10 protein-coding genes are annotated in these 10896 nt (G+C 70.4%); 8 read left to right on the plus strand and 2 right to left on the minus strand.

The window, feature by feature from the left end; translation table 11 throughout:
• Positions 1–92: 92 nt before the first annotated feature.
• The 4 genes from AADR41_RS21815 to AADR41_RS21830 all read left to right on the plus strand — a co-directional run bounded on the left by AADR41_RS21815 (position 93) and on the right by AADR41_RS21830 (position 3978).
• On the plus strand, positions 93–1163 hold the full coding sequence (locus tag AADR41_RS21815) for a glucose-1-phosphate thymidylyltransferase (protein ID WP_342283065.1): 1071 nt from the start codon (positions 93–95) through the stop codon (positions 1161–1163).
• A complete protein-coding gene (gene rfbB, locus AADR41_RS21820; RefSeq protein ID WP_124717742.1) occupies positions 1160–2146 on the plus strand; it encodes a dTDP-glucose 4,6-dehydratase in 987 nt (328 codons plus the stop codon). The genes AADR41_RS21815 and rfbB overlap by 4 nt, the downstream gene beginning before the upstream one ends.
• The gene (gene rfbD, locus AADR41_RS21825; RefSeq protein ID WP_342283066.1) at positions 2143–3027 is read left to right on the plus strand and encodes a dTDP-4-dehydrorhamnose reductase; all 885 of its coding nucleotides are present in this window, start codon (positions 2143–2145) and stop codon (positions 3025–3027) included. The genes rfbB and rfbD overlap by 4 nt, the downstream gene beginning before the upstream one ends.
• A gap of 156 nt (positions 3028–3183) precedes the next feature.
• Complete coding sequence (locus tag AADR41_RS21830; protein ID WP_124717744.1) at positions 3184–3978, plus strand: class I SAM-dependent methyltransferase; 795 nt, start codon at positions 3184–3186, stop codon at positions 3976–3978.
• A 72-nt stretch (positions 3979–4050) separates the two neighbouring features.
• Here AADR41_RS21830 and rfbC read toward each other — a convergent pair whose 3' ends face one another.
• Together rfbC and AADR41_RS21840 are read right to left on the minus strand one after the other, a co-directional pair.
• Positions 4051–4650 (minus strand): dTDP-4-dehydrorhamnose 3,5-epimerase, encoded by a 600-nt coding sequence (rfbC, locus tag AADR41_RS21835; RefSeq protein WP_342283068.1) that lies wholly within the window; start codon positions 4648–4650, stop codon positions 4051–4053.
• A gap of 84 nt (positions 4651–4734) precedes the next feature.
• Positions 4735–6771, minus strand: coding sequence for a glycosyltransferase family 2 protein (locus AADR41_RS21840; protein ID WP_342283069.1), 2037 nt, complete (start codon positions 6769–6771; stop codon positions 4735–4737).
• A 310-nt stretch (positions 6772–7081) separates the two neighbouring features.
• On the opposite strand from AADR41_RS21840, the gene proB reads away from it, so the two are divergent.
• The 4 genes from proB to AADR41_RS21860 form a co-directional block, all read left to right on the plus strand.
• Positions 7082–8167 carry a glutamate 5-kinase gene (proB, locus tag AADR41_RS21845; RefSeq protein ID WP_342283075.1) on the plus strand — a complete coding sequence of 362 codons (1086 nt, stop codon included), beginning with the start codon at positions 7082–7084 and terminating at the stop codon, positions 8165–8167.
• Between the two features lie 143 nt (positions 8168–8310).
• Positions 8311–8811, plus strand: coding sequence for a hypothetical protein (locus AADR41_RS21850; protein WP_342283070.1), 501 nt, complete (start codon positions 8311–8313; stop codon positions 8809–8811).
• Positions 8812–9012: 201 nt separating this feature from the next.
• Complete coding sequence (locus tag AADR41_RS21855) at positions 9013–10296, plus strand: glutamate-5-semialdehyde dehydrogenase (protein ID WP_342283071.1); 1284 nt, start codon at positions 9013–9015, stop codon at positions 10294–10296.
• Between the two features lie 67 nt (positions 10297–10363).
• Positions 10364–10896: SCO2584 family spore wall biosynthesis protein (locus AADR41_RS21860; protein ID WP_342283072.1), on the plus strand; the 533-nt coding region annotated here is incomplete at its 3' end.

A 10896-nucleotide genomic window follows, 5' to 3' on the forward strand; every position in this document is an offset into this window, starting at 1 on the left:
GATTCGCGGAACAGCACACACGCAGGCTCAGTAAAATCGTTCGGACGTCGCGCCCGCGACAGGACCGACAGAACACCATGGGGACTGGTCACGTGAAGGCTCTCGTACTATCCGGAGGGGCCGGCACCCGCCTGCGTCCCATCACACACACCTCGGCCAAGCAGTTGGTGCCCGTGGCGAACAAGCCCGTGCTCTTCTACGGCCTGGAAGCCATCGCGGAAGCAGGTATCACCGAGGTCGGCATCATCGTGGGCGACACCGCCCCCGAGATCCGCGAGGCGGTCGGAGACGGCTCCGCGCTCGGCATCGAGGTCACCTACATCCCGCAGGACGAGCCGCTCGGCCTCGCCCACGCGGTGCTGATCGCCCGCGACTTCCTGGGCGACGACGACTTCGTCATGTACCTCGGCGACAACTTCATCGTCGGCGGGATCACCGGTCTGGTGGACGGGTTCCGCGCGGACAAGCCCGATGCGCAGATCCTGCTGACGCAGGTGCCCAACCCGACCTCCTTCGGTGTCGCCGAGCTCGACGCCGACGGCCGGGTGGCGTCGCTGGAGGAGAAGCCGAAGGAGCCCAAGAGCGATCTGGCGCTCGTCGGCGTCTACCTCTTCACCCCGGCCATCCACGAGGCGGTCCGCGCGATCGAGCCGTCCTGGCGCGGCGAGCTGGAGATCACCCACGCCATCCAGTGGCTGATCGACCAGAAGCGCGACGTGCGCTCCACCACGATCCGCGGCTACTGGAAGGACACCGGCAACGTCACCGACATGCTGGAGGTCAACCGGACCGTCCTGGAGGCCGTGGAGCCGTTCCAGGAGGGTGCCGATGTCGACGCGGACAGCGAGATCATCGGCCGGGTCCGGATCGAACCGGGCGCCAAGGTCAGCGGCAGCCGTATCGTCGGGCCGGTGATCATCGGTGCCCGTTCGGTGATCAGCGGCGCGTACGTGGGCCCGTTCACCTCGGTCTCGGAGGACGTCCGCATCGAGGACAGCGAGATCGAGTACTCCATCGTTCTGCGGGGTGCCTCCCTCTCCGGTGTCCGCCGCGTCGAGGCGTCGCTCATCGGCCGTGACGTCGAGGTGACCCCCGCCCCCCGTTCCCCGTCCGCCCACCGACTCGTGCTCGGCGACCACAGCAAGGTGCAGATCTCTTCATGACCACCAACATCCTGGTGACCGGCGGCGCCGGCTTCATCGGCTCGCACTACGTCCGTACGGTGCTCGGTCCCGAGGGCCCCGGCGACATCGCTGTCACCGTCCTCGACAAGCTCACCTACGCGGGCAACCCGGCCAACCTCGACGAGGTGCGCGACCACCCCGGCTTCCGGTTCGTGCAGGGTGACATCTGCGACCCGGAGCTGGTCGCCAAGCTGATGGCCGAGCACGACCAGGTGGTGCACTTCGCCGCCGAGTCCCACGTGGACCGGTCCATCGACGGCGGCGCCGAGTTCGTCCGCACCAACGTGGTGGGCACCCACACGCTGATCCACGCCGCGCACCTCGCGGGCATCAAGACCTTCGTGCACATCTCCACCGACGAGGTCTACGGCTCGATCGACGAGGGCTCCTGGCCCGAGACCCACCCGCTCGCGCCCAACTCGCCGTACTCCGCGGCCAAGGCGTCCAGCGACCTGATCGCGCTCTCGTACCACCGCACCCACGGCCTCGACGTGCGGGTGACCCGTTGCTCCAACAACTACGGGCACCACCACTTCCCCGAGAAGGTCATCCCGCTCTTCGTCACCAACCTGCTGGACGGCAAGACGGTCCCGCTCTACGGCGACGGCGCCAACGTCCGCGACTGGCTGCACATCGACGACCACGTCCAGGGCATCGAGCTGGTCCGCACCAAGGGCCGGGCCGGCGAGGTCTACAACATCGGCGGCGGCACCGAGCTGTCCAACAAGGAGCTCACCGGCCTGCTGCTGGACGCCTGCGGCGCCGACTGGGACACCAGCGTCACCTACGTAGAGGACCGCAAGGGCCACGACCGCCGCTACTCGGTCGACTGCACCAAGATCCGCGAGGAGCTCGGCTACGAGCCCCGCAAGGACTTCCGCACCGGCCTCGCCGAGACCGTGCAGTGGTACCGCGACAACCGCGCCTGGTGGGAGCCGCTGAAGGACCGGGCCGCCCTGTGAGCGCCGTCTGGCTGGTCACCGGAGCCGCCGGGATGCTGGGCCGGGACGTCCTGGCCCGGCTCGCCGGTGAGGACGTCACCGCGGTCGCCGCGGACCGGGCGGCGCTGGACGTCGCCGACCCGGAGTCGGTACGGGCGGCCTTCGCGGAGCACCGTCCGGCCGTCGTGGTGAACTGCGCGGCCTGGACCGCGGTCGACGACGCGGAGTCCCAGGAGGACGCCGCGCTGCGGGTCAACGGCACCGGCCCCGCCGTCCTCGCCGAGGCCTGCCGGGAGCACGGCGCCGTGCACCTCCAGGTCTCCACGGACTACGTCTTCGCCGGAGACGGCGAGAAGCCGTACGCCGAGGACGACCCGACCGGGCCGCGCAGCGCCTACGGCCGCACCAAGCTGGCCGGCGAGCAGGCCGTGCTGAGCACTCTGCCGGAGTCCGGTTACGTGGTCCGCACGGCCTGGCTGTACGGCGCGGGCGGCGGCAACTTCGTCCGTACGATGATCAAGCTGGAGGGCGTCAAGGACACCCTCGACGTGGTGGACGACCAGCGCGGTCAGCCCACCTGGACCGTCGATCTGGCCGACCGGCTGGTCCGGCTCGGGCAGGCGGCCCTCGCGGGCACCGCCCCGGCGGGCGTCTACCACGGCACCAGCGGCGGCGAGACGACCTGGTTCGGCTTCACCCGGGAGATCTTCCGGCTGCTCGGCACCGACCCCGAGCGGGTCCGTCCCACGACCAGCGAGGCCTTCGTGCGGCCGGCCCCCCGGCCCGCGTTCAGCGTGCTGGGCCACGACCGCTGGGCCGCGGCCGGGATCGAACCGGTACGGGACTGGCGGGCGGCACTCGCGGAGGCATTTCCGGCACTCGTCGCGGCAGAGCGGGCATGATCATCAATTGATCGTATAGATGGTCAAATCTCGTCGAATTTCAAAGATGTTCGCAACGAATGTTTACATCAGGGAGAACGCTTACATCACAGTGCGGTCATGAGGTAACTTCGCCGGGAACCGGACCAGTTGGTTTCCTCCGAAGGGCAGCTCCACGTGAACCGCCACGACTTCCTGCGCCATCTGCACCGCGTCTACCGGCCTCGGAACTATCTGGAGATCGGGGTCAACGACGGCAGAAGTTTGGCCCTCTCACGGGTACCTTCCGTCGCCGTCGACCCCGCCTTCCGGGTCGTGACGGACATCAGCTGTGACGTCCACCTGGTCAGAGCGACCAGCGACGACTTCTTCGCCCGCAAGGATCCGCTGCTTCACCTGCGCAACGGCAGGAACCCGTTCCGGGCACTGGCCCGCCGCGATCCGCTCAACGTCCTGGGCGGGGACCCGAAGCTGGAGCTGTCCTTCATCGACGGCATGCACCTCTTCGAGTACGCCCTGCGCGACTTCATGAACGTGGAGAAGCACTCCCGCTGGTCGAGCGTGATCGTTCTCGACGACATGCTGCCGCGCGACGTCGACGAGGCGGCCCGCGACCGGCACACCAAGTACTGGACCGGCGACGTGTACAAGGTGGTGCAGGTGCTCCGCCGCTACCGCCCCGACCTGGTGGTCGTCGAGGTGGACACCGAACCGACCGGCGTGGTCGCCGTGTTCGGCGCCGACCCGGAGAACAACGTCCTGAAGAACGAGTACGACAAGATCATCGAGGAGTTCGTCGTACCCGACCCGCAGGACGTGCCCGAAGAGGTACTCGTCCGCAAGAACGCGGTCCGGCCCGAGACGCTGCTGCGCGCCGACTTCTGGCCGGCCCTGGCCCGCGCCCGCAACCTGCACCGCTCGCGCTCGGCCTTCGCGCCGCTGCGCTCGCGCATCAAGGCAGTGACGGGCTGATCCCACCCGGACGACGCCGAAGCCCCCGTGATCCGTACGGACCACGGGGGCTTCGGCGTGTCGGCGGGTGGCTCAGCCGCGGGCGCGCAGCTGCGCGTAGTACGCCTGGCACGCCTCGTAGGAGGGCAGCAGGCCCTGCTCCTCGGCCTCGGCCAGCGAGGGCGCCGCGGCGTCCTTGTCGGACAGCAGCGGGGTGATGCCCTCGGGCCACTCGATGCCCAGCTCCGCATCGAGCGGGTTGATGCCGTGCTCGCGGCCGGGCGCGTAGCCCTCGGAGCACAGGTAGCTGACCGAGGCGTCGTCCGTCAACGCCATGAAGGCGTGCCCGAGCCCCTCGGCGAGGTAGACGGCGTGGTGGTCGACGTCGTCGAGCCGGACGGCCTCCCACTGCTTGTACGTGGGGGAGCCGACCCGGATGTCCACGATGACGTCGAGCACCGCGCCGCGCACGCACTTGACGTACTTCGCCTGGCTCGGCGGCACATCGGCGAAGTGCACCCCGCGCAGCGTCCCCCGGCTGGAGACGGAGAAGTTGGCCTGCGCCAGCCGCAGCGTGTGGCCGACGGCCTCGCTCAGCTCCGACGCCTTGAACCACTCGTGGAAGCTGCCGCGGCTGTCCGGGAAGACCTTGGGCTCATGCACCCAGGCCCCTTCGATGGAGAGCTGCCGCATGCGATCACGTCCTTGTTCTGTTGCTCGTGGCCGATGCGATCGGCCGGTGTTCTGATGGGAGAGGTACGGCGGTACGGGCGAGGGTCAGCCGGTGAACCGGGCGGCCAGGCGACGCGCCCGCTTGCGGCTCTTGGCCGGGAGCCTGCGCACGATGGGACCGCCCACGGTGCGCAGCGCGCGGCGCAGCTTCGCCTTCCGGCGCCTGCTGGTGATGCCGAGCATGATCCCCGGGTCGATCGCCGGGAGGCTCGCGGGCAGGGTGATCCGGCCGTTCTTGGCGACGGTGACGTCGCAGAGGTGGAACGCGGGGTTCTTGTCGCCGTCCAGCCGGACCGCGAGCTTCCACGTACCGGCCGGGACGCCCGGCGCGCGGTCGGGCACCGTGAGGTGGGCCCGGCCGTCGGTGGGCCGCAGGGTGGTGCGGAGCTGGTGCGAGGAGCCGCCCGCCCCGTCCGCCGGGCTCAGGACCAGGGTGGTCGGGGACGGGCCGGTGCCGTCGGTGGTGAAGAGGTCCAGCCGGAGCTCAAAGCCGCCGGGGGACCGCTGGAGCGGCCGCCCTTCGAGGTATTCGGCCAGCTTCTTGGCGCGCCGGGCCACATCGAGGGTGATGTTGCCGTGCGGGTCGGTGAAGTACGGGATGACGGCCCGGGCCGGCGAACCCAGCAGGGCGGGCAGGCAGGCCGCGTCCACCTCCGGGGCGCGGTCGGCGCCGAGCCGGGCCTTGCGGACCAGGCCGAGGCCGCGCAGCGGCACCCAGACGTCCCAGAAACCGCGCGACACCCGGCCGCGGCCCGTGACCGCCTCCGAGCCGACCTGGCCGCTGCCGTGCAGCACGACCTCGCAGACGTCGTCGCCGAGCTCCTCGACCCGGGCGGTGAAGCTCGCGGGGCAGGACCACTCGACGGCGGTCTCACGGTTGCGCAGCGACAGCTCGGCGGAGAATCCGGCCATGTCGTCGGTGACGTCCAGGAGCTCGCCGTCCGGCAGCAGACCCTCGGTGATGTCGGGGTGCAGGAAGTAGCGCCCGTCGCGGCGCAGCAGCGTCAGCGGCCTCTGGTCCTCGCCGTGGACGAGGCGGCCGCTGATGGTGAGGTCGATCCGGCCGTCCGGCCGCCAGGCGAAGCCCTCAAGACGGGCCGCCGCCTTGACCGACGCGGCGAACCGGGAGATCCGGACCAGGCCCTGGCGGTCGTTGTTGCGCAGCAGCGTGGAGCGCAGCCGGAGCACCGGGCCGAGCCCGTCGTGCACCCCGTCGTCCATGAAGTCCGTGGCCAGGCCCTGGACGGCGTCGCACATCTCGTCCAGGTACTCGGGGGCGTACTTGAGGACGGCGGGCTCGCTGAGCCGGCCGAGCATCTCGACGCGGTAGAAGCGGCGCAGCAGCATGTCCCGGAACTCGCCGGGCTCGGTGTTGTCCACGACGACGTCGAGGACCTCACGGAGGTTGCCGTAGTAGCCGGACGGCACGATCTTCGCCGATCCGGCGTTCTGGCCGTCGTCCCGCCGGGAGTAGTAGTAGCAGGTGTAGTTGCCGAGGATCGAGACGACCTTGGCGGGGAAGTACGCCTGCATCATGTAGAGCTGGTCCTCAAGCCGGCGCTTGCCCTCGGGGTAGGCGATGCCGTTCTCGCGGAGGAACTCCGTACGGAACATCTTGTGCGGCGTGAGGCTGTCGTACAGGGGCGCGTCGTGCAGGGTGCACTTCTCGCGGTTCTTCTTGAACACGCCGTGCGGGACGCCGCGGAAGTTGCTCGCCACCTTGCCGATCACGATGTCCGAACCGTTGCGGTGGCCCATGTCGTACAGCCGCTGCAGGGCGCCGGAGGCGAGGTAGTCGTCCTGGTCGACGAACTGGACGTACTCGCCCTTCGCCTCGTCCACACCGATGTTGCGGGGCTTCCCGGGCCATCCGGAGTTCGGAATGGTGATCACACGGAAATGCGGGTGCTCCCCGGCCAGCTTTTCGAGTCGCTCACGAGTGTCGTCCGTCGAGCCATCGTTGACGAAGAGGACTTCGAATTCCCCTGCCGGGAGGGTCTGTCGCAGCAGCGAGTCGATGCAGGGGTCGATGTACTTGCCCGGGTTGTATACAGGAATGACGACACTTACTTTGACTGGCATTGCTGCTGTCCCATGTCTGTGAGAAGTCCCTCTGGCCGGCGGCGGATGCGAGGCCTGCGCTGTTGAAAATGGCATAGGAAGCCATCCGCCGTGCACCCTATCGGCTGTTAGATGACTGAGATGCCTCAACGGTTGCTCATGCCTACCCGGCGTGATCCTTCCGACAGTGCGCGGACGAGAGGGTCCAGAGGGCGGAACACCCGGGCGCCGGATTCGCCGCTCGCGTAGATTGCGGGGGCTGGGCGAGGCCGAATCATTGGGGATGGACGTGTCAGGGGCAAGACAGGGCGTCACAGAGGCCCGCAGGATCGTGGTCAAGGTCGGTTCCTCGTCCCTCACCACCGCGGCCGGCGGCCTCGACGCGGACCGCGTCGACGCACTCGTCGATGTACTGGCCAATGTGCGCAGCGGCGGGGAGCGCGAGATCGTGCTCGTCTCCAGCGGTGCCATCGCGGCCGGGCTCGCCCCGCTCGGACTGCTGCGTCGGCCCAAGGACCTGGCGAGGCAGCAGGCCGCCGCCAGCGTCGGCCAGGGACTGCTCGTCGCCCGCTACACCGCCTCCTTCGCACGGTACGGCGTACGCGTCGGCCAGGTGCTGCTGACCAGCAACGACACCAGCCGCCGCGCCCACTACCGCAACGCCTGCCGCACCCTGGACCAGCTCCTGGACATGGGCGCGCTCCCGGTCGTCAATGAGAACGACACCGTCGCCACCGACGAGATCCGGTTCGGCGACAACGACCGGCTCGCGGCCCTGGTCGCCCACCTCGTCCGCGCGGATCTGCTGGTCCTGCTCTCCGACGTGGACGGCCTCTACGACGGCGACCCCAGCACCCCGGGCACCTCGCGGGTCGCCGAGGTGACCGGTCCCGAGGACCTCGCGGGCGTCACCATCGGCAGCGCCGGGAAGGCGGGCGTCGGCACCGGCGGCATGGTCACCAAGGTCGAGGCGGCCAGGATCGCCACCGCGGCCGGCGTGCCCGTCGTCCTCACCTCGGCGAGCCGGGCCGCCGACGCCCTGGCCGGCCGCGACACCGGAACGTACTTCCACCGCACCGGACGCCGCTCGGCGGACCGGCTGCTCTGGCTCGCCCACGCCTCCACCCCGCAGGGTTCGCTGACCCTGGACGACGGGGCCGTGCAGGCGGTCGTCGAACGCCACAGCTCGCTGCTGCCCGCCGGGATCGCCTCGGTCGAAGGGGATTTCACCGCCGGTGACCCGGTGGAGCTGCGCGATCTCGAAGGCCGGCCGGTGGCCCGCGGACTCGTCAATTTCGACGCCAAGGAGATCCCGCAACTGCTCGGCCGTTCCACCCGCGACCTGGCACGGGAGCTCGGCCCGGCGTACGAGCGCGAGGTCGTACACAGGGACGATCTGGTCGTACTGCACGGCTGACAAACCCCTGAAACGACTGAAAGTCCAGCCTCGGGGCAGAGACCTTCACGAAAACCGCCCCATCCCCGGCCGCAGGCTGGTCAACTTTGTAACGGGGAAACAGCGGGGTACAGCACAGCAAACGCATTCACAGGAGGCCGCCGGTGAGACGAGCGCGCCCGGGGGCGCCGCCCCGAGGAACGGGTGGCCGGGCCCTGACCAGCGTCGGAGCCGGTTCAGGCTTCGACGGGGGCCGGACCAAGGAGCGAGGGGACGACCGGACCACCGGGTCCGAGCAGACGGTGGTGAAGGAGGAACGCACCCCGTCGAGGCTGTGGCACATCACGCTCAGCGTCTCGGGAACCGCCACCCCGCTGGCGGAGATCAGACGCGGACTCGAACAGCTCGCGCACGACCATCCCTTCCTGCTGACCAGCAGGTACGCCGACGACCACGCGGAGATCCGCTACTGGGAAGAGGCCCGCGATCTGCACGACGCGGCGGCCGTCGCGCTGCGGCTGTGGGGCGAGCACCGTTCCACGGCCAAGCTCCCGCCCTGGGAGATCGTCGGTCTGGAGGTCATCGACCGGGAGACGTACCACCAGCGCATCGCCGAGGGATACGGGCCGCCTCCGGCCGCCCCGGTGGGGGTGCATCCGTACTGAGCCCGGCGGTCCCCGGGGGCGGTGGCTCCGGGGGACCGCGGTTCCGGGGGTTCCGGGGCGCCGCCACCGGTGGGACGCCGGCGGGGAGCCCCGACCGGGGGAGCCGCCGTTGAGGCCCGCTGGTGGAAGCTGCCAGGGGGAGCTGTCTCGCATCACGGGATACGTGCCGGATGCCCGTAGTGTGCGCACTACCCTGCGGGCATGACCACGCTCTCGCCGTACGACAACATGTCCCCGGTCGCCCAGGCCGCCTACCGGGCACGTTCCGCCGCCGCCGACATCGCGCCGCTGCCGCGCGCCGCGAAGGACGACGCGCTGCTGGCCATCGCGGACGCGCTCGAAGTGCGGACGGCCGAGATCGTCGCGGCCAACGCCGAGGACGTCGCCCGCGCCCGGGAGGCCGGAACCAGCGAGTCGATCATCGACCGGCTCACCCTCACCCCGGAGCGGATCCGCGCGATCGCCGCCGATGTGCGGGACGTGGCGGCGCTGCCCGACCCGGTGGGCGAGGTCGTCCGCGGCTCGACCCTGCCCAACGGCATCGACCTGCGACAGATCCGGGTGCCGCTCGGCGTGGTCGGGATCATCTACGAGGCCCGGCCGAATGTGACGGTCGACGCCGCGGCCCTCTGCCTGAAGTCCGGCAACGCCGTTCTGCTGCGCGGTTCGTCCTCCGCGTACTCCTCCAACGTCGCGCTGGTACGGGTGCTGCGCGACGCCGTCGGCGGCTCCGGGCTCCCGGCCGACGCGGTGCAGCTGGTCCCGGGCGAGAACCGTGACTCGGTACGGGAACTGATGCGCGCCCGCGGCCTGGTCGATGTCCTCATCCCGCGCGGCGGCGCCTCGCTGATCCGCACGGTCGTCGAGGAATCCACCGTGCCGGTCATCGAGACCGGCACCGGCAACTGCCATGTGTATGTGGACGCGCAGACCGACCTCGACATGGCCGTGGACATCCTGATCAACTCCAAGGCGCAGCGACCGAGCGTCTGCAACGCCGCCGAGACGCTCCTGGTCCACAAGGACGTCGCCGCGCAGTTCCTGCCGCGCGCCCTGGACGCACTGGCCGACGCGGGCGTGACCGTCCACGGCGACGAGCGGGTCCTCGAATACGCCGCGGGGTCCAAGGCCACCGTGGTCGAGGCGACGGCGGAGGACTGGGAGACGGAGTACCTCTCCTACGACATCGCCGCGGCCGTCGTGGAGTCGCTGGACGCGGCCGTCGCACACATCCGGCTGTGGTCCTCCGGACACACCGAGGCGATCGTGACCACCTCGCAGGCCGCGGCCCGCCGCTTCACCCAGCTGGTGGACTCCACGACGGTGGCCGTCAACGCGTCCACCCGCTTCACCGACGGCAGCCAGTTCGGCTTCGGCGCCGAGATCGGCATCTCCACGCAGAAGCTGCACGCCAGGGGACCGATGGGCCTGCCGGAGCTCACCTCGACGAAGTACATCGTCACGGGCGACGGCCATGTCCGGTGACCTTCCCGGGCCGGTGAATGTTGCGGGCTCCCTGCCCAGAACGTCCCTTCGGGGCTAGTCTGGAGCGGTGCCGGACGACGTGGGGGGCAGGCCGTTCCCGGACGGCTGGGAGCCCGACGACGACCGCGGGGGCGCGGACGAGGACTTCGCCTCCGTGGTGTTCGACGAGGACTTCGTACGGGCCGCCGAGATCCATGAGCCGACCGCCGTGGAGCGGCTGCTGGCAGCCGCCCAGGCGCGCGCCGAGGCCGAGGCCTCCAGGGCGCGGGCGGGCGGCGGCCCCATGGACGACGAGCTCTACGACGAGGGGTACGGCCCCGGCGAGTACAGCCGCGAGGGCGCCTACGACGACCCGCTGGACGGCGATGACGGCGCGTACGGCAGCGGCGGCCCCTACGGGCGCCACGGCGGCGCTCTGCGGCCCTACCGGGGCGCGGCGCGCTGGCACCGGCCGGTGGCCTGGCTGCTCGCCGTGCTGATGGGCATCGGCATGGTCGCGCTGGCCTTCAGCGCCGTCTACCGCAACAACTCCGGCAGCCGCCAGGACCCCGCCCCGCCGCCCGCCACGACCGGCGTGGACAGCGCTCCGGCCTCCGCCCC

It is taken from the genome of Streptomyces sp. CLV115, assembly GCF_038448545.1.
GTDB lineage: Bacteria > Actinomycetota > Actinomycetes > Streptomycetales > Streptomycetaceae > Streptomyces > Streptomyces sanglieri.

Excerpts from the sequence above, each read along its gene's own strand:
- AADR41_RS21855 (WP_342283071.1), top strand. The coding sequence starts at position 9,013 with ATGACCACGCTCTCGCCGTACGACAACATGTCCCCGGTCGCCCAGGCC.
- rfbB (WP_124717742.1), top strand. The coding sequence starts at position 1,160 with ATGACCACCAACATCCTGGTGACCGGCGGCGCCGGCTTCATCGGCTCG.
- rfbC (WP_342283068.1), bottom strand. The coding sequence starts at position 4,650 with ATGCGGCAGCTCTCCATCGAAGGGGCCTGGGTGCATGAGCCCAAGGTC.
- AADR41_RS21840 (WP_342283069.1), bottom strand. The coding sequence starts at position 6,771 with ATGCCAGTCAAAGTAAGTGTCGTCATTCCTGTATACAACCCGGGCAAG.